The organism is Sphingosinicella sp. BN140058, assembly GCF_004135585.1.
GTDB lineage: Bacteria > Pseudomonadota > Alphaproteobacteria > Sphingomonadales > Sphingomonadaceae > Allosphingosinicella.
The window spans coordinates 282,305-298,281 of the sequence record NZ_CP035502.1 but is presented as its reverse complement, the minus strand read 5'-3'; the positions used below and the strand labels follow the sequence as shown (position 1 = coordinate 298,281).

The 15,977-nt window shown below is 63.2% G+C and carries 24 protein-coding genes; 23 read left to right on the top strand and 1 reads right to left on the bottom strand.

The features are described 5' to 3' along the window. The first annotated feature begins 37 nt into the window (after window positions 1-37). From ETR14_RS27795 to ETR14_RS27710, 18 genes are all read left to right on the top strand, one after another. Window positions 38-406 carry a hypothetical protein gene (locus ETR14_RS27795; protein ID WP_129393413.1) on the top strand — a complete coding sequence of 123 codons (369 nt, stop codon included), beginning with the start codon at window positions 38-40 and terminating at the stop codon, window positions 404-406. A gap of 155 nt (window positions 407-561) precedes the next feature. Next, window positions 562-1,383: a hypothetical protein gene (locus ETR14_RS27790; RefSeq protein WP_129393410.1), complete on the top strand. Its 822-nt coding sequence runs from the start codon at window positions 562-564 to the stop codon at window positions 1,381-1,383. After that, a complete protein-coding gene (locus ETR14_RS27785; protein ID WP_129393407.1) occupies window positions 1,376-1,726 on the top strand; it encodes a hypothetical protein in 351 nt (116 codons plus the stop codon). The genes ETR14_RS27790 and ETR14_RS27785 overlap by 8 nt, the downstream gene beginning before the upstream one ends. Window positions 1,727-1,802: 76 nt before the next feature. Beyond that, window positions 1,803-2,051 carry a hypothetical protein gene (locus ETR14_RS27780; RefSeq protein ID WP_129393405.1) on the top strand — a complete coding sequence of 83 codons (249 nt, stop codon included), beginning with the start codon at window positions 1,803-1,805 and terminating at the stop codon, window positions 2,049-2,051. Window positions 2,052-2,063: 12 nt separating this feature from the next. After that, window positions 2,064-2,471: a hypothetical protein gene (locus ETR14_RS27775; protein ID WP_129393402.1), complete on the top strand. Its 408-nt coding sequence runs from the start codon at window positions 2,064-2,066 to the stop codon at window positions 2,469-2,471. 51 nt (window positions 2,472-2,522) lie between these two features. Beyond that, window positions 2,523-3,782: a DNA cytosine methyltransferase gene (locus tag ETR14_RS27770; protein ID WP_129393399.1), complete on the top strand. Its 1,260-nt coding sequence runs from the start codon at window positions 2,523-2,525 to the stop codon at window positions 3,780-3,782. Window positions 3,783-3,823: 41 nt separating this feature from the next. Next, window positions 3,824-4,117 carry a hypothetical protein gene (locus ETR14_RS27765; protein WP_129393397.1) on the top strand — a complete coding sequence of 98 codons (294 nt, stop codon included), beginning with the start codon at window positions 3,824-3,826 and terminating at the stop codon, window positions 4,115-4,117. A gap of 48 nt (window positions 4,118-4,165) precedes the next feature. Continuing rightward, window positions 4,166-4,690: a hypothetical protein gene (locus ETR14_RS27760; protein WP_165356685.1), complete on the top strand. Its 525-nt coding sequence runs from the start codon at window positions 4,166-4,168 to the stop codon at window positions 4,688-4,690. Window positions 4,691-5,058: 368 nt separating this feature from the next. After that, the gene (locus ETR14_RS27755) at window positions 5,059-5,361 is read left to right on the top strand and encodes a hypothetical protein (RefSeq protein ID WP_129393391.1); all 303 of its coding nucleotides are present in this window, start codon (window positions 5,059-5,061) and stop codon (window positions 5,359-5,361) included. A gap of 10 nt (window positions 5,362-5,371) precedes the next feature. Then, entirely contained in the window at window positions 5,372-5,707 is a 336-nt protein-coding gene (locus tag ETR14_RS27750) for a hypothetical protein (protein WP_129393388.1), read from the top strand. A 99-nt stretch (window positions 5,708-5,806) separates the two neighbouring features. Further along, a complete protein-coding gene (locus ETR14_RS27745; RefSeq protein WP_129393385.1) occupies window positions 5,807-6,124 on the top strand; it encodes a hypothetical protein in 318 nt (105 codons plus the stop codon). Between the two features lie 31 nt (window positions 6,125-6,155). Beyond that, window positions 6,156-6,776, top strand: a complete 621-nt coding sequence (locus tag ETR14_RS27740) for a hypothetical protein (protein ID WP_129393382.1) — start codon at window positions 6,156-6,158, stop codon at window positions 6,774-6,776. Continuing rightward, window positions 6,760-7,071, top strand: coding sequence for a hypothetical protein (locus ETR14_RS27735; RefSeq protein ID WP_129393379.1), 312 nt, complete (start codon window positions 6,760-6,762; stop codon window positions 7,069-7,071). Before ETR14_RS27740 ends, ETR14_RS27735 begins: the two co-directional genes overlap by 17 nt. A gap of 218 nt (window positions 7,072-7,289) precedes the next feature. Next, the gene (locus ETR14_RS27730) at window positions 7,290-8,126 is read left to right on the top strand and encodes an alpha/beta fold hydrolase (RefSeq protein WP_129393377.1); all 837 of its coding nucleotides are present in this window, start codon (window positions 7,290-7,292) and stop codon (window positions 8,124-8,126) included. A 289-nt stretch (window positions 8,127-8,415) separates the two neighbouring features. Continuing rightward, the gene (locus ETR14_RS27725; RefSeq protein WP_165356684.1) at window positions 8,416-9,393 is read left to right on the top strand and encodes a sensor domain-containing diguanylate cyclase; all 978 of its coding nucleotides are present in this window, start codon (window positions 8,416-8,418) and stop codon (window positions 9,391-9,393) included. Window positions 9,394-9,454: 61 nt separating this feature from the next. Continuing rightward, window positions 9,455-10,132: a hypothetical protein gene (locus ETR14_RS27720; RefSeq protein WP_129393371.1), complete on the top strand. Its 678-nt coding sequence runs from the start codon at window positions 9,455-9,457 to the stop codon at window positions 10,130-10,132. Window positions 10,133-10,186: 54 nt separating this feature from the next. Next, complete coding sequence (locus ETR14_RS27715) at window positions 10,187-10,747, top strand: hypothetical protein (protein WP_129393369.1); 561 nt, start codon at window positions 10,187-10,189, stop codon at window positions 10,745-10,747. A gap of 77 nt (window positions 10,748-10,824) precedes the next feature. Continuing rightward, window positions 10,825-12,717 carry a methyl-accepting chemotaxis protein gene (locus ETR14_RS27710; protein WP_129393367.1) on the top strand — a complete coding sequence of 631 codons (1,893 nt, stop codon included), beginning with the start codon at window positions 10,825-10,827 and terminating at the stop codon, window positions 12,715-12,717. Window positions 12,718-12,794: 77 nt separating this feature from the next. On the opposite strand, the gene ETR14_RS27705 is transcribed toward ETR14_RS27710, so the two are convergent. Continuing rightward, the gene (locus ETR14_RS27705) at window positions 12,795-12,950 is read right to left on the bottom strand and encodes a YdcH family protein (protein ID WP_129393565.1); all 156 of its coding nucleotides are present in this window, start codon (window positions 12,948-12,950) and stop codon (window positions 12,795-12,797) included. Between the two features lie 58 nt (window positions 12,951-13,008). Here ETR14_RS27705 and ETR14_RS27700 point away from each other — a divergent pair, with 58 nt between their 5' ends. The 5 genes from ETR14_RS27700 to ETR14_RS27680 all read left to right on the top strand — a co-directional run bounded on the left by ETR14_RS27700 (window position 13,009) and on the right by ETR14_RS27680 (window position 15,894). Further along, a complete protein-coding gene (locus ETR14_RS27700) occupies window positions 13,009-13,623 on the top strand; it encodes a hypothetical protein (RefSeq protein ID WP_129393364.1) in 615 nt (204 codons plus the stop codon). Between the two features lie 14 nt (window positions 13,624-13,637). Further along, a complete protein-coding gene (locus ETR14_RS27695; RefSeq protein ID WP_129393362.1) occupies window positions 13,638-14,090 on the top strand; it encodes a hypothetical protein in 453 nt (150 codons plus the stop codon). A 3-nt stretch (window positions 14,091-14,093) separates the two neighbouring features. Beyond that, window positions 14,094-14,639 carry a restriction endonuclease gene (locus ETR14_RS27690; RefSeq protein ID WP_129393359.1) on the top strand — a complete coding sequence of 182 codons (546 nt, stop codon included), beginning with the start codon at window positions 14,094-14,096 and terminating at the stop codon, window positions 14,637-14,639. 101 nt (window positions 14,640-14,740) lie between these two features. Then, window positions 14,741-15,220, top strand: a complete 480-nt coding sequence (locus tag ETR14_RS27685) for a hypothetical protein (RefSeq protein WP_129393356.1) — start codon at window positions 14,741-14,743, stop codon at window positions 15,218-15,220. Then, window positions 15,220-15,894 (top strand): hypothetical protein, encoded by a 675-nt coding sequence (locus tag ETR14_RS27680; RefSeq protein WP_129393353.1) that lies wholly within the window; start codon window positions 15,220-15,222, stop codon window positions 15,892-15,894. Before ETR14_RS27685 ends, ETR14_RS27680 begins: the two co-directional genes overlap by 1 nt. The last annotated feature ends 83 nt before the right edge of the window (window positions 15,895-15,977 follow it).

Below are 15,977 nucleotides of genomic sequence, written 5' to 3'. Positions count from 1 at the left end.
CGGTTCTTCCTCGGAGACTCTGAGGACTGGAGGAAAAATGGATGGCCTGACTGCGCACAGCGCTGAGACAGTGGGAGTGGCGCTATCAGCCGATCGCGAACGCGCCGCCCGGGACGAACGCAGACAGCACTACGCCTGGCGCAAGCGGGTCGGTTCGAGGCTCCCCGACTTGGCGGCACGCACCTTTGCGCTACGCGGCAGAGCTTATCACGGCTCGCTCTACCACCATGGCCTCGAAGCGCAGCTCGGCGAGGTCATCAAGATCGCGAGCACCATCGGTGACCGACCGGACTGCCAAGACCAACTCGTAGATCAAGTGATCGTGGAAGGATTCTTCCGAGACCTCAAGCGCGCCGAAACATCCGCCCTTGCCGAGGCTGCCGCACGTGCAGCTTCCGGTTCGTAATCAGGAAAGTCTCTTATGCTGGTTCAAACGCTTCCCTCCCAAGCACTCGAACGATCGGACGTGCCGGAGAGCGACCTTCCGCTTGCTCGCTTGCTCCCGTCGCCCTCGAGCCGCAGCAACGCTGCGGTTGCGCAGACCTGAAGAGCGGACCCGATATGACAACGACCACCGAGACGCGATCGGCGCACTTCGTCGTGTGCCCATTCTGCGAATTCCAGCACATGATTTCGTACGAGATCCTCCGTGAAGAGTTCCAGCCATTCTCCTGCGAGTGCTGCTCGGCGCCCTTGGAGATCCGCGGCGAACCCACCCGCGGCGACGACTTCGACATCATCGCCCGGCCGGCGGCAACCGGCTCTTCTGCAGGCTTGGACAGAGCTCTCCGGAACGCGTTGGACGACGCACGCGAACACTTCCTGGACACCTCGCTCGCGTGGCTCCAGCTCGCGCAGGGCGGTTCGATCGAAGCGGAGCTTCGACAAGAGAACGCGTCGAAACTCGCTTATCTGTGCGGCTCCGCCTATGATTCGTCGTCGACCAGCTGGGCTTGGGGCGCACTCAGGATAGCCCGCCGCGGCATGGCGAAGCATGAGCAGTTCTGGGCTGTCTACGACCACGACAAGAAGTTCGAAGCTGAAGCTGCACGCCTCAGGAAAGCAGGCGATATCCTTGACTCGTTCCTGGCGGGCGCTCCCCCCGCACCAAGCGAGCTCATGTCGCTCCGACGGCCCTTCGTGCGGATCGATATCACGACACCAAGTCGCTGGAACCGCCACGTAGCCTGGCGGCTCAAGGGCACCTCGTTCATTCTCGCTGCCGCGTTCTCCCCCACCTCCTTCTACGCCGGCGTCGAGCTCCTCACCGGCTACGGGAAGGGGCTCGCTCTCTGCCTCGGGCCAGTTTGGCTCGGCTTTGCCGTTGCGCCGGCCGAGGGCGATACGCAGCCCGGTACGGACGGGGAGGAAGAACATGGCTGACGGATCGGTGCTCATATCCTTCATCAAGGCGAGCTATCGCCCTGTCGGCGTCGTCACCGTTTGGACCCTGATCGGGTTGACCGTGCTCGCGCTTCTCGGCCTCGCATACCTGACCTCCGGATACATCTACGGCGCAGTTCGGCAGCGCCGGCGCGGCATTCTTCGCGCTGATACACCCTGGTGGGCGCTCATCCTGATTGGCCTTGAACGCCTGTGCGGGAAGGGCGGGGACTTCTGCGCTCATCGCGGCGAGCGGGTCTATCACTTCGGCTTCGCCCGAGTGGAGAAGGACGAGATCTGGACGCACGAAGAGGAGCGGGGAGGAAAGGCGATCGGTGACTAATCAGTCGCGGACCTCGGAGGCTGACACCAGCCGACACGCCCCCCGGCTCATCCCGGCAGCCCGATCAGGAGTCGATATGCAGTCCTTTGAAGCCACGTTCAGCTACAACGTTCGCCGCTTCGTGCGAAAAACCGTCGAGGCCGCCACACGAGAAGACGCGATCGCCCAGGCCCGCGCGATGGCCTCCGGGGTTATCGACGCCGACAGCGTCGCACTCGACAGCACCCCGGATTTCGGCTCCGCCGCGGGTGCCGATGCCGCACTCTTTATCGATGACGATCAGCATCGCGAGGTCCTGAGCGAAGAACTCCCCGACATCGACTGACCGAGGCTTACAATGTCCGCCATCCTCAGCGGCGAGGGCGATCAATTCGCCGTCGCCATCTCATATGACGCCTTCGCTCCTAACGCTGAAGCAGCCGCGGAGACCGCGCTCGCCGCGATCGCGGGGCGGAGCGGCGCCCGCGTCACTGTGCGTGCGGCCGATGGCTCCATTGCCCTCGACGCCGATATCTCAGCACTTCCGCGCGACAAGAGCGACGACGAGCGCCCGGACAGCGAACTAACCCTTCACAGCAGCCTTGTCGCGGCCCTCGAGTGGATCGACGCGGTGCCGGCGGACGTCGTCGCGGCTCTTCCCCCGATGCCGGGCTTCGATCGCGATGCCGTCGACCAACTGGTTCGCGCCACTGATCCCCGCCGCCAACGATCTGGCAGAGGCCTCGGCGCGCTGCTCTTCCGGTAAGCCAACTTTCGAACATATGCCTGTTTCGAACAGACTTTAGGTTGTTTTTCGATGACCCATGACCTTCCAACCCGCCGCGGCGCTTTGGTCGACCTCTTCGCCGGCGCTGGCGGTGGCTCCTTAGGCTTTGAGCAGGCAGGCTTCGACATCAACGTCGCGGTCGACAACGAGCCAGTGAACACCGCGACCCACGACTACCTGTTCAGCTATGGGCGAGCCCTGACGCTTGACCTCATGAAGAACCAGGAAAAGGCAATCAGGGCGGCGCTCCCGACCAACGCCGATGTCGACTGCCTAGCGGTGGGTCGCCCCATCGAAACGATTTTGGGCGGTCCGCCTTGTCCCGGCATAAGTTCGATCGGCAAGCGGGACCCCAATGACTCCCGCAACCTCCTAATGGGTAGCTTCATCGAGCACGCGACCGGCCTCGGAGCGAAGATGATCGTCATGGAGCAGGTGCCCACCCTCCTGCAGCAGCAAAATGCCTGGATCCTCGACGACATCCGCGAGCGGCTGCATCGGGCCGGATATTCCCTCGTAGAGCCCCGAGTTCTGCGAGCGATCGATTTCGGCGTTCCGCAGCGACGCGAACGCGTCTTCCTCCTCATCCACCGCAACGACTGCCAGGCGCCCGAATACCCTCAGCCGACCCACGGCGAAGGCGGGGACATGTGGCTGCACCCGACACCCACCGTCGGCGACGCCTTTGACGGCCTCCCCGATGCCGACGAGTTTCCCGAACTCTGGCACCAGGATTGGGCGGAAGCCGGCTTCACAGCCCCGACCAGCCGCTATGGACGCATGATGACCGGCCTCGAGAATGATGCCGACGACCTCAGCTACAAGCGCGACCATCGCCGCGGACAGCTGACCTGCTCGCAGCTCACAGTCCACGAAGCCAAGTCGATCGAGCGCTTCAGCGCAACTGCTCCCGGCGGGAACGAGAAGATCAGCCGGCGCCACCGGCTGGATCCGGCAGGCCTCAGCCTGACCCTTCGTGCCGGCTCGAACGCGGACCATGGAAGCTTCACGGCGGTCGTTCCGATCCATACCAAGGGGACCCGCGTGATCACGGCCCGCGAAGCTTGCCGCCTGCACTCGATCCCGGACTGGTTCCGCCTGTCCCGCATCAAGATCCTCGCTTATCGGCAATGCGGGAACTCGATTCCGCCCCTGCTCGCGCGGGCGGTCGGCAAGCAGGTGATGAAGGCACTCGAGCTCGCTCCCGCGGCGCCCTCCGAGGTCATTCCGCTGGGCAACGACGACCTGCTCAACGTCAACAACTCAGGCGAACAGAAGCTGGCCGCCTGACCACCGCACCATCATCATCTGTCGAAACAGGAACTTCCTTCATGCCCAAGATTCTCGTCACCGTGACCCAGGAATACGATGTGCCGGAGGGCACCGAAGTCGTGCTCGCGCCCACCGGAGTCGTCTCCGGCCTTCGCCTGCCGTCGGGAAACTTCCTGAAGCACCATATCGCCGTGGAGCATTTCGAGGGAGCCAACGACGACGAAGACGCCTGCGGCGATCTGGACGAGATCGAGCTCAACAACATGGATGTCCTGACTCTCGACGGCGATCGCGTCGTTGATGTCCTGAGCGGCGAGGTCCACACTGACGACACTCGCGTCCTCGGATCCTAAGTTGCCATCAACGACAGGCGCCAAGCGCCGCAAGGAGTTCTCTTCGATATGTCCGACCGCCAACCACGCCCGGAGATGACCCTCGACGGCCTCGGCGACGACGCTATCCTAATCGCGGGCTCGACATTTGCATTGGCCACCAAGCTCCACCTTGGTCTTCGGGAATCCAAGCCCAGCGATCGCCTGCAAGCCGCTCTCGACGAGCTGGTCGCCAAAGATATCCTGTCGGTCGAACCCTTCAATGACTTTGGCGGGCTGGTCTACCGCACTCAGGCAAGCACACGCCTGGCGCAGCAATGGGTTCAAACCGCGCTCCTCGACGCAGACAGCCTGAACTATGGGCGGCTTCAGGATGGCGGTGACCTGCACTTCGCGCTCTACGTCCCGATCGGCCTCGAAGAGGCGGAAACGTTGATGACGCCTTACGGGCGCGGCGTGTTCGCCGGCGAGAAGGGCAAGCCGAGAAGCTCCAATCCTTATCCTGCCGACACCGAAGCCACCGCGCACAAGGACTACAATCGCGGCTGGCGGCTCGGGCGACGCTCGTATCAGCCGTCGGCCGCAGCCGCTTAGCTCGACGCGTAAACGCCGAAGGAGCCTATCCTTGCTCGACACGAATGCCCCTGCGCCTCGCCGGAACTCCTCCTGGGAGTTCAAATTCTGGGGCAGCGATCCTCGCCAAGCTCGCACCGAGGCCATGCGTCTCCTTCAAGAGGCCGGCTTCTCGGTCGGGCGCCTACAAGCCCGGTCATTGCAGGGTCTCCTTTTCGGCGATTACGACATCCAGAAATGGAGGAATCTGCGCGCGCAGGAGCGCGAGGACCTGCACGGCACCCTCGAAACCGGGGACGTGCCGGCGATCGCGCGCTTCAAGGGCGGGCTACCGGACGAGATTGATGACGCCCTCCTCCGCCTCAGCAACGCCATGCTGGACGAGGACCGTGCCCGAGCCGCCGAAAGAACAGGAAGCTATGCCCCGCAAGTCAAATCGGCCCGTCGCCCAAGACCGCTGGCTCTCGCTTGGTTCAAACCGCATCGGCGAGCCGCTCTTCCACACCGCAGACGGCGTCCGCTCCCGCCTCAAGGATGGTAAGTCGTTTGCCCGAGAGATCGAGCGGTTCGGACCAGAAGCCGGCGGCGACCCGCTAGACCGGCTCGCGATCTTCCTGACGCGAGACGAGTATCGACAAAAGGAGGCGCTCTTCGTTCACCAGCAGGCCCGCCAGGCCAGCCTTTTCGCTTAAGGACCCGCTCATGATCAGCCCGCGTTCCAATCTGGGCGACCTGCCCTACGACATGGACACCACCTTCGATCCGCCGCGCGCGTTCATCCCGATCGATGAAGCTGCCAAGGATGGCGACCGCCAGCTCGTCCGTCGCGGCGCCGATTATGCGGCGGCCCAATGGGTCAGCGACTTCTGGTCTTACCCGATCGACCCGACCGGCGAGACTGGGCAGAGCTGGGCGCAGGAGATCGACTTCGAGCCGACCCACTACGCTCCGAAGGATCAGCGCCCCTTTGCCGGTGCTCAGGCAGCTGCAGATGCTGACGACGCCGAGCGCGCAAAGAAGCACGCCTCGACTTCCTGATTGCGGCTTTTGCTCAGTCAGAGAGGAGGGGACACGGGCGGCAAGGAAAATGCCGGCCGGAGGACCAACGCGCTTCGTAGCAGCCAGAAGGAAGACCCGATGAGGTGGCGCACCGCCAACAACCGCCGAAAGCCACGCTACGTCTGCCTCGGCGGCAACTACGTGCTCAAGAGCCGCACTCGCGGCGTCATCTGGTCCGATCCAACCACGACCGCTTCTCACCAAATCGCTCCGGGCGCCCAGGACGCGCCACGCTCGTCACAACCCGACCTTGCCGAATGCGGCTTTTGCGGCGACGCGACGGACATCAACGCCGACGATACGGAGCGCACCTGGCAGCAGTGGCAATGCGGGGGCTGCAGCTCCTGGAATGACCGCCAGCTCAAGCCGCTCGCCATCGGCTCCGCTGCCGCCTGATTGGTGACGAAGCCCCTCACCCGGAGACAACATGACCCACGTACCCCTTCGCCGCTATCCAGCGGCGCTCGAGCTGCTGCACTACCCCAAGGTCTACGACCGGCGGTCCCTGCGCATCGTCGCAATCGGTGATCGTGGGGAGGAGCTGGCCGCCGGCGATCCCGCCGCCCACCACTTCGCCGTCCTCGTAACCGAACGCTCTACGGAAGCGCGCCAGGAACACGCCATCGTTGATTTCGAAAGGCAAGCGGACGCCGAACCCTTCCGCAGGCGGATCGCGGCCATGCTGGACGTCGATGGCGAGATCGCCAGCGCCGCCATGTGCCTCTGGGAAGAGGTTCTCAAGGTCATCAGCGGCCATAGCGGCGCTCCATCGGCAATACGCGCGCTCATATTGGCAGCCTCGCACAATCACGGCGCCTGCGCGCTCCGAGACGCCGTGCAGGCCTTCGCCGAGCGGTGCGACCTCGAGTGGAGCGCTGCCCACGAAAGCGGCACCTTCGACGACAGTTTCGATTGGGAGTGGTGCCCGGCTTGGCTTGCAACCCGGGTGGAATGGGACCCGAGCGGAGTCGATCTTCCGCGGGTCAAAGAGCGAACCGCTTCCAGCGAAGCCCTCGCAACGCCGGCCGACCATGCCGCTGCAGCCTGATCAACAGCAAAGCATCCGCTACCTGCCGCCGATCGGCGCCCCGATCCGCATCATCCAAAGCGAGAAGACGTCGAATTGGACCCGCATCGACGTCGGACGCATCGCCCGGATCGTCGGTTACAACGTCTTCAGCTTCCGCACCGAGCCGGGACCCCGAGTCCACGTTCTTGCGAAGCTCGACACCATCGAGAAGTGGGATGGCGACCTCATTCAATCCGGCCATCCAATTCATCTCGCCCCCTGCCAGGTCGAGGACATCTCCGAGCGGGACCGCGCGGCTGGAACCGCGGCCTGAGGCGGCCGATCACAGGAGTCGACCGAAGCAGAAGCGCACCAACCGCAGGCGCTAGGCCACGCCTTCTTGGGATCTTTCCGGACCTGCGCCTTGGCGAGACGTTAACGAAGATGCGGCCACTAGCTGGCGTGGAGAGGCCAAGCCGCATGTTTTCCTGAGCGCCACCCGCTCGTGCCGCGCAGCCACGCGGCTTGCCAGCGAACCGATCGAGATAGCGAATGTCATTCTCTCAACAATTGCTCTCCGAGCAGGCCCTGAATCTCACCGGGCCGCTGGCCCATCGCCACAGGGTCAAGACCTTCGGAGCGGGACCAAAGATCCTGGTCTTTTCCCACGGGCTCGGAACCGATCAGAGCTCTTGGTCGAAGGTCATTCCCGACCTACCTGATCTCTACACCGCAGTCACGTTCGACCTGCCCGGCGCCGGCCCTCTGCTGCCTGATGACTTCAGCCCGGATCGCTACTCGTCGATCGCCGCTTACGCGGACGATCTGCTGGCGCTTCTTGACGAGCTCGGTATCGATCGCTGCACCTACGTCGGGCACTCGGTCTCCGGGATGATCGGGGCTCTGGCATCGATAGAGGCGCCATCGCTTTTCGATCGTCTCATCCTGCTCAATGCGTCGCCTCGCTATTTGAACGACCGAGCTTACACCGGCGGCTTCGAGCAAAGCGACCTCGACGCCCTGTTCCGCGCGATGGACGACAACTACCAGCTGTGGGTCGCGGGCTTCGCCCCCATGGTGGTTGGCGCCGATACACCCAGCGCCGTCCTCGACTTCGCGGACGGACTGCTGTCGATGCGCCCGGACGTCACCGCGCATATTGCCCGCATGATCTTCCAATCTGACCTTCGCGAATTTCTTCACCTCGTGTCGGTCCCGACGCTGGTCGTTCAGTCGCGCGGTGACGTCGCTGTACCGGAGCAGGTCGGGCACTACCTCGCCGAACACATCTCAGGCAGCTCGTTGGCCTGGTTCAACGGCGCCGGCCACCTCCCGCACCTCTCGGCTCCCGACGAAGTCACCAAGGTCCTCAATGCCCACCTCAGTTGAATTTTCAGCGCCGAAGGGGTCTCGTGCCCTCGCGTCCATCGGCGGCCTTCTGAGCCTTGTCCAGGAAGCTCTCGCGGGCAGTCTTGTCGTCCTCACGACATCGCTTTCCCACGATACTGTCCGCGTTGAGGACTGCACCCCGGGCGCCGGACTAGTCGGGACCGAGCTTCGCGTCCCTCCTCAGCTCCTCGCGGACGAACCCGTCCTCCTCCCGACTGAGAAGCTGCGACTCCCGGTCGCGTGGACGGTAGCATGTCGCGGCCGACCCACCTTTGCCGCCGCGGCACCCGTGCCCCGTCATTCCGCACATGTCCTGGCCGCAACCATCGGCTCGGTCCCTCCAGATCTCGACCGTTTGGCATGGGCGGGCGAGATCATATCTCTCCTTCTCGACGCAGGAGCAGCAACCGTTCGCCAGGCCGAACACTCGCGCAAAATTGATGCGCTGATCCAGCAATTGCCACTCCCGATCGTCTTCGCTGACCACGACGGGGAGATCATCACGAACGACGGGGCCAAGCTCCTCCTCGGCCTCAACTCGGGACAGCCGACAAGCGCGGAACTCGCCACCGCGATGGCTCGACTGATCAACGCGCAAGGCAATGTCGATGCGCAACGATCCCTTATGAGAGACCCCTCGGCCACCGTCAGCCTGGAGACGGTGCACAACGGCCGCGCCTACAAGGTCGAGCGTCGCTCCATTGCAAACGACGACTTCTCGGGACGTCTTTGGACGTTCACGGACATCACGCTCCAGCGCAAATTCCAGAACATGGCCACGCATGACGCGTTGACGGGAGCCTTGAACCGCCGCGCCTTCGACGAGATGATCGAAAGCGAGACCGAGCGCGCCAAGCGCTACAGCCAGCCGCTCTCGCTGCTTGCCGTCGACCTCGACCACTTCAAGCTCGTGAATGACAAATACGGGCACGACGTCGGCGACGTGGTCCTGCAGGAGGCTTGTCGGCGCATCTCAGCTGCCATCCGCGAAGTGGACGGTCTTGCCCGCACGGGCGGCGAGGAGTTCGTAGTGATCCTCCCGGCTACGGCTCGATCGGGTGCGGTTGACGCTGCCCAACGCATCAAGTTGGCAATCGCCGCCATGCCAGTTATCCATGGCGATCTCTCGATCCCCATCACAGCCAGTATCGGGGTCGCGGGCTTTCAACCGGAATCCGATACCGTGGACACTTTCTTCAAGCGGGCGGATGCGGCTCTCTACGCAGCGAAACGCGCCGGCCGGAACCGAGTCGAACTCGCCGCCTGACAGGGGCCGTGCGCAAGGATGGGGATCTGCAGTCTAGATCCACAATCCGGAAGAAAGCTCTATGTCCGCTCGAGCAAAGACCTCCCTCGACCCCTTCTGGCTCCGAGCAAACGACGATGCCGGCCCAGCCGCTGCCATCGATGACGAAGACCGCCTCAGCCAATGGCTGGCCTGTCACGGTACCGGCTCCACCGTGGACCTTATGCAGGGTCACTCCAGGATAAACCGACTGGATTGCTCCCACATCTGCGACCTCGGGAGTTTCATCGACGCGCTCATTGCGCTTCCGTCTCCCGATGGATCGTACGGATCGACCTTCAGCCAAATCTACACGGCCGGAAATTGCGATGTCTTTGCGGTTGCTTTCCAAGGCATCGCCGGCGGAGACCTCTACGCCGTCACGGATCCGAAGGACGACAAAGGTCGGCGCGTTCGCCTCCACTCCCTTGTCCACGCAGGCGTCTACAGCCAGGAGACCGTCTACGATATAGAAGGGGCTCACAGTGCCTCGGAGTGGAGCTTGCGCTGGCGCCAGAATGGTGGGTGCACCGACGACGGTACGACAGACATCATCACCGCGGCGCGTCTCCAACGCCTCCAGATGTGCAAGCATAGTCAAACGGAGATCGCCGCGGCCGCAAGGATCGCCTGGCCCATTGCCGCGCTGACCGGCGCCTTGGACGCGGTCGGGATAGCTCGATATCGCGCCGCACGCCCCGCGCTCGCGCACGCCGCTTGATGTCGTACCTCTCTGCATCCTCCGAGCCACACCGATCGGGTCGAGCCGAATGACATGATCGAGGCCTATCATCTTACCACGAAAGCGGGCTTCTCCCGCTTCCGCATCGCCCGGCGCGACATGGGCATCCATTTCGGCACCCGTGCTCAAGCAGCTGATCGCTTCAACTGGAAGCTGCTGCAAGGCAAGCCCATCGAGGCGGCTGCCACGATCCCGGTCCTCCTTGATTTGAGCAACCCCCTGCGGATCGACGACCTAGGCACCTGGCCGCCCGATCGGGTCATGGACGAGCTCTATATCGCGAACATCCCTGGTCTGGATGATCTTCGAGAGAAACCCACGCACGCGCAGATCCGGAATCATCTCCTTGCCTGCGGCTACGATGGGTTAGTTTACCCCAACCGCGGCGAAGGGCCCGGGCTTTCCGACGCCGCCCACGAAGAGCAGCAAATCAGGACGGCAATGGGGCTCCACCCCTATCAAAGCTCCCAGTGGCTCGCGCTCCAGCAACAACTCCACGCAGCCGGCCGCCGCCTCGCCCGAATCCGGCAAGCCGCAGAGGACAGCTATGTCGTGTTCCGGCCGGACCGAATCTTCCTGCGGTTTCCCAGATGAGCACTCCGCGCGTCGGCATCCCCTCGGGAGCACGGCATATTTCCATATTCCGGCGGTTCTCGCGCTGATCCGTGTCTATGATCTTTCTGATACTCGGCCGTCAGCGGCTTAGCAAACAGCAGAAAGACGCATCCGCGATGACTCTTCGCACCAAGCTTTTGTCGTGCCTCGGCTTCCTTGCCGGGGCTATCCTTATGATGGCTGCCCTTAGCTTCTTCTCCAGCCGATCCAACGACGCGGCCTTCGAGAACCTCATGGAAGCCCGCGTCGTCGCGCTGAACGACCTCAAGGAGACGCAGGATGCCTACGCTCTCGGCGTCGTCGAGGTTGGTCATAAGGTTCGCAACGATGACATGTCCTTTGCCGATGGCCTGAAGTCAGTGCACGACAGCCGCATCCGAGGAAAGGCCGCCTATAAGCGCTACCTCGCGACTCCAATGGACGAGCGCGAGCTCGCCCTTGCCGAGGCGGGCACAAAAGCCTTGGCTGACGGCAAGCGGGATCTCGATCAGCTGGAGCGGATCCTCGCGAGCGGCAACCTGGAGGAACTCAATGGCTGGGAGAGCGAGACCGCTCGCGCCGTCGAGCCGATCTCGGATGCGGTCGGCGCCCTGACCAAGTTCAACATCGAGGCCGCCGGCACCGAAGTCAAAGCGAGCGGCGCCAGCAACGACATATACATGACCATTGGCATGCTGTTCGCTCTCATGGGCATCGGCGCGATCGGCGCATCGTTCTTCGTGGTGACCCGCAAGGTGGTCCAACCCATCAATGGGCTGGCGAAGTCGATCGGAGACCTGTCTAAAAATCCCGAGGCACCCGTGCCTAACCTTGACCTCAAGGACGAGATCGGCGGCATCGCACGAGCCGTGGACACCTTCCGCTCCTCAGTGGTCGAGAAAGAACGGGTCCGAGCAGCCGAGGCGGCTGCAGTTCAGGAACGCGTTACCACTGCGCTCGCCGAGGGCCTTTCGGCGCTTGCCGCCGGCGATCTCACCTATGAGATGGCGGTCGCGTTCCCGCCCGAGTTTGAGAAGCTGAAGATCGATTTCAACGCGGCCGTACGCGAGCTGAAGGAGGCTATGGCTGGTATCTCGCGCGCGACGACCAACATCCACGGCGGCTCTGGCGAGATAAGCGACGCCTCGGAAGATCTTTCGAGGCGCACCGAGCAGCAAGCTGCTAGTCTCGAGGAGACAGCCGCCGCGATGACGGAAATCACCGCCACGGTCCAAAACAGCGCTGCCGGCGCTAACGAGGCGAACAAGCTCGTTCAGGCGACCCAGGCGGACGCACAGGCCAGCAGCAAAACCGTCTCCGACGCCGTCACGGCAATGGCCGAGATCGAGAAGAGCTCCCAGGAGATCACCAAAATCATCGAGGTGATCGACAAGATCGCCTTCCAGACCAACCTGCTCGCCCTCAACGCCTCAGTCGAGGCAGCCCACGCCGGTGAAGCCGGCCGTGCCTTCGCCGTCGTCGCCAACGAAGTGCGAGCACTTGCTCAGCGCTCGGCCGATGCAGCGCAGGAGATTACTGCCCTCATCTCGAGCAGCTCCCGACAGGTAGGCCATGGTGTCGGTCTCGTCGGCGAAGCCGGCAAGGCACTCGGGCGCATCATTGGTTCCGTCGACGAGATCAGCGGCCTCGTGTCTCAGATCGCAATGGCTGCCGATCAGCAGAGCTCGGCTCTCGCTCAGGTCAACACCGCCATTACCGAGATGGACAAGGTGACCCAGCAGAACGCCGCGATGGTCGAAGAAAGCACCGCAGCGGCTAAGAGCCTCTCGGACGAAGCCACCGGACTTACCCGGCTGGTTGGCCGGTTCAACACCGGAACAACCGGCGCGGCGCCGGTCGCGGCCGTGAAGCCCAGCAAGGCCGCTCCCCGTCCGCAGGTGCGAGGCAATACTGCTCTTGCTCTGCAATCGAACCTCGCCACGGCCGTGGACGACTGGAACGAATTCTGAGACATCGCCCCGAGCACAAAAGAAAGAGGGCCGGTGGCATCCCTGCCGCCGGCCCTTCCTATGTCAGTCCCTCTGGATCAATGGCCCTGGAGCTGATCTTTCAACCGCAGCTTCTGCTTCTTCAATGTCGCGATCCCAGCCAGGTCTGGAACCCTCCGCCCCGCCTCCGCAGAGATCTTCCTATCAAGCGCCTCGTGACGGGTCTGGAGTGAAGCTTGGTGAGGTGAATGCATACTGGCCTTCTCCTTTGCTTGAGTCGTCATGCTGCGCCCAGATCCCTGCAAAGTCAGCATGTTTCTCGACGAAAAGGCGAGAAGGAAAGGCGGCCCGCCGGCGCTTCGCCAGACCATTGGAGCATCCATGCCTGAACCAAGCTACCGGGAAATCGCGGCCGCGGCACGCCGGCTCCGATGCGAATTCGCCTGCGGCCTGACGCGCGCTATTGGTGAGCGTGTCCTCGATGGCAGCGACGCCCCGATCGTCATAAGCGTTTCGAAGCCTGGCCTTGGCCTCCTGGAGACGATCCGTGCGGCAGCACGTCTTTTTCAACTACAATGTTTGCCCACGGACGTCGCGGACGCTCCCGACGCTGCTATCCTCGAAGACACCATCGCGTTCTTGAAACGCGTCCGTTCCGACGGGTCGAACGACGGTGTTCTGATCATTTCAGACTGGCATCAGGACCCTCGGGCCGCGCAAGAGATCTTGCGCGGCCTCCTCGACACCCGCCGGCCCGATCAGATCATCGTGGTATTCGGCATCGACTCCGATCGGCGCCTCGCAAGCGACGTTGCCGCGGTGCTCGGCGATTACTGCCTCCGTTCAGATCAGACTTTGATCGCGGTGGAGGCTCCGGATATTCTCGACGAGCTCGCGATCAGGCGGCTACGGGCGAGGACAGACTGAAAGGGATCTCCCCGGTGCACGCAAGCGCAGGCACGATCACTGTCCCCAACGGCGTATCCGTCCCCGCACGTTGGACCGAAGCGCTTCGCGAAGCGGTGCTGGAACACGCGTCCGCCCGCCCAGACGAAATCTTCCAGTATGGAACGGACATCTGGTTCGTCGCGGGCCGCGTTGAAGAGCATGTCGATACGCACATCATTCCCGACCGATCCCACCATTCCGTAGGTGTCGTCATCCTCGCGGACGGTCATCCCATCCTCCATACGCAGGACACGTCGGCCGCTCTCGACGTCGGGACTTTCTTCAAGATCGATCCTCACTCGCCGCACGAGGTCGATGGCTTGGCAGGGCAGGGCTTTGCGTTCCTCGCCTGGGATTTCCCTCTACAAGACATAGACGTTCAGGATCTCTGCCGCGACATCGAGAAATCGCTCACGGAGACCGAACCGCACCACTTTGAAGGATGATTCGTGGATCCTCGCATTCTCGTTCTTCTGATCGGCATAACGGCAATCGCCGCGATCTGGGTTGGCATCTGGCAAAAGCTCCGGCCGAACGCCTACCATCGAAAAGTTCGTGGGCAATCTGAGCGCGCGCTCGACCGCGTTCGCGACATGCCAGACGGGGCGATCATCGCCTACCTCCGCAAGATGAACCCCCACGCCGTTGAAGAGCTCGTCCTCGACGCGGCCAGCGCTGCGGGCCACGCCGTCCGGCGGAACCATAGCTACACCTGTGACGGTGGCGTCGACGGTGAGATTCACGTCGATGGCTCCTGGTGCCTTGTGCAAACCAAGCGCTACTCGCGATCCATTGATCCGAAGCACGTTGCAGACTTCAGTCGCGTCTGCGCACATCGCGGCCAACCAGGCCTATTCATTCACTGCGGCCGAACCGGCAGGAAGTCGCGCGACAACGCCACCGGCGACGTTCGGTTCGTGTCGGGGCAGGCTCTCGTCGCTCTCATCAAGGGAGAGTCGCTCGACAACCCCGTTCCTGCGGCGATTGCAGCCTGATCCACTCGGAGCACCTCATGCACATCTGCTATAGCGACGATTGCTGCTCGCATTCACAGCATCCGGACCTTGCCTCCCTTACGACCAACAGGCCGGTGTCCGTGTCCGACGACGATGCTCGCCGCATCGACGAAGCCCGCCGCGCCCTCGCCGCGCGCTTCAGCGGGGCGGCGATCGCGCCGGCACCTGATTATCTCGCGATGGCTACCCGCCAGATCGACCCTCCGCCTGGCGAACGTCCGATCGAGACGCACTCAGTGATCGTTTCATTCCGCGTCGACAGCCCAAAAGCACGGAGCTCTATCACTCAGTATTTGCGCGGCCGGATCACACCTCACGCGCGCCCTCATCGCGCCGCGGCCTCCAATCTCTGGCGCTTCGACGTCGGAAGCTCCTCGCTCTCCAGCTTCGAGAGCCTCATCATCACGCTGCAGAGCCTGTACTCGATGGGCGAGGTCTCGAAGGTTGTCGCCGACGGCCTTTACGAAGATGGCCTCTTTGTCATCGAAGTCGACTCCCTGGGTAAGGCTGCCTTCAGGCTCGTCGGTGACCTTGAGCGCTCTGATCGGGCCGCGACCTGATGCTCGTTTTCGGGAAAGCGGACGCGGACACGATCACCGCGATCCGGGCGGACATCTTCGCAATCAGCAATCGGCTTACTGCCCAGGTCGGTGAGATCAAGCCCTCGGCACCGGCCACGCACCGGCTCCAGCTGCTCGACGGCTTCGAGATCCGGATCAGCGCCGACACGATCGGCATCGGCATCGAGCTTTTGCTCCACGGCAACCGCGCGGCATACATCTTCGACTCCACCGTCGCCGTCTATCCGGAGGAGGCGGCTGACGTCGCCGTCGGCGTGGGATGGCTCGAGCAGCTCGTCGACCGACTCGTCGAGATCTCGGCCGACTTCGTGCACGTCGATGCCATTCAGGATCCGAGAGCTCAGCTGGCTGCCTTTCCGGATCCAGACCGCGCGATAATCATCGAGGTCTATCGCCGCGTCGCCGCCCTGATGGCCGGCACGATCGCGGCGCGTCCCTACGATATCCACCTCACTCTTCCGACTGGATATTGGGCGCCCGACATCTTCTGCATCGACGCTTCCGGCCAAAAGCACTCCGTCGAGCAAGACGCCCAGCTTCGCCCCCTACTGGAAGCCCTGCCGGAGTGCTGCGAGATGATGATGGCCAAAACCGTCGACGGCCGCGCCGTCGACCTGGTTCCCCTTTCACTGAAACCGGTCCGGATCGAATAGGACCTCCAGTCCCAACGGTCGCAACCAAGCAGCGCAGGGCTGGTTGATCGTCAGACATTGCCGTATCCGCCGGCAAGCCCCGG

Excerpts from the sequence above, each read along its gene's own strand:
- ETR14_RS27775 (WP_129393402.1), top strand. The coding sequence starts at position 2,064 with ATGTCCGCCATCCTCAGCGGCGAGGGCGATCAATTCGCCGTCGCCATC.
- ETR14_RS27730 (WP_129393377.1), top strand. The coding sequence starts at position 7,290 with ATGTCATTCTCTCAACAATTGCTCTCCGAGCAGGCCCTGAATCTCACC.
- ETR14_RS27710 (WP_129393367.1), top strand. The coding sequence starts at position 10,825 with ATGATCTTTCTGATACTCGGCCGTCAGCGGCTTAGCAAACAGCAGAAA.
- ETR14_RS27740 (WP_129393382.1), top strand. The coding sequence starts at position 6,156 with ATGACCCACGTACCCCTTCGCCGCTATCCAGCGGCGCTCGAGCTGCTG.
- ETR14_RS27795 (WP_129393413.1), top strand. The coding sequence starts at position 38 with ATGGATGGCCTGACTGCGCACAGCGCTGAGACAGTGGGAGTGGCGCTA.
- ETR14_RS27765 (WP_129393397.1), top strand. The coding sequence starts at position 3,824 with ATGCCCAAGATTCTCGTCACCGTGACCCAGGAATACGATGTGCCGGAG.
- ETR14_RS27785 (WP_129393407.1), top strand. The coding sequence starts at position 1,376 with ATGGCTGACGGATCGGTGCTCATATCCTTCATCAAGGCGAGCTATCGC.
- ETR14_RS27760 (WP_165356685.1), top strand. The coding sequence starts at position 4,166 with ATGTCCGACCGCCAACCACGCCCGGAGATGACCCTCGACGGCCTCGGC.
- ETR14_RS27715 (WP_129393369.1), top strand. The coding sequence starts at position 10,187 with ATGATCGAGGCCTATCATCTTACCACGAAAGCGGGCTTCTCCCGCTTC.
- ETR14_RS27705 (WP_129393565.1), bottom strand. The coding sequence starts at position 12,950 with ATGCATTCACCTCACCAAGCTTCACTCCAGACCCGTCACGAGGCGCTT.
- ETR14_RS27770 (WP_129393399.1), top strand. The coding sequence starts at position 2,523 with ATGACCCATGACCTTCCAACCCGCCGCGGCGCTTTGGTCGACCTCTTC.
- ETR14_RS27680 (WP_129393353.1), top strand. The coding sequence starts at position 15,220 with ATGCTCGTTTTCGGGAAAGCGGACGCGGACACGATCACCGCGATCCGG.
- ETR14_RS27750 (WP_129393388.1), top strand. The coding sequence starts at position 5,372 with ATGATCAGCCCGCGTTCCAATCTGGGCGACCTGCCCTACGACATGGAC.
- ETR14_RS27745 (WP_129393385.1), top strand. The coding sequence starts at position 5,807 with ATGAGGTGGCGCACCGCCAACAACCGCCGAAAGCCACGCTACGTCTGC.
- ETR14_RS27720 (WP_129393371.1), top strand. The coding sequence starts at position 9,455 with ATGTCCGCTCGAGCAAAGACCTCCCTCGACCCCTTCTGGCTCCGAGCA.
- ETR14_RS27700 (WP_129393364.1), top strand. The coding sequence starts at position 13,009 with ATGTTTCTCGACGAAAAGGCGAGAAGGAAAGGCGGCCCGCCGGCGCTT.
- ETR14_RS27735 (WP_129393379.1), top strand. The coding sequence starts at position 6,760 with ATGCCGCTGCAGCCTGATCAACAGCAAAGCATCCGCTACCTGCCGCCG.
- ETR14_RS27790 (WP_129393410.1), top strand. The coding sequence starts at position 562 with ATGACAACGACCACCGAGACGCGATCGGCGCACTTCGTCGTGTGCCCA.
- ETR14_RS27780 (WP_129393405.1), top strand. The coding sequence starts at position 1,803 with ATGCAGTCCTTTGAAGCCACGTTCAGCTACAACGTTCGCCGCTTCGTG.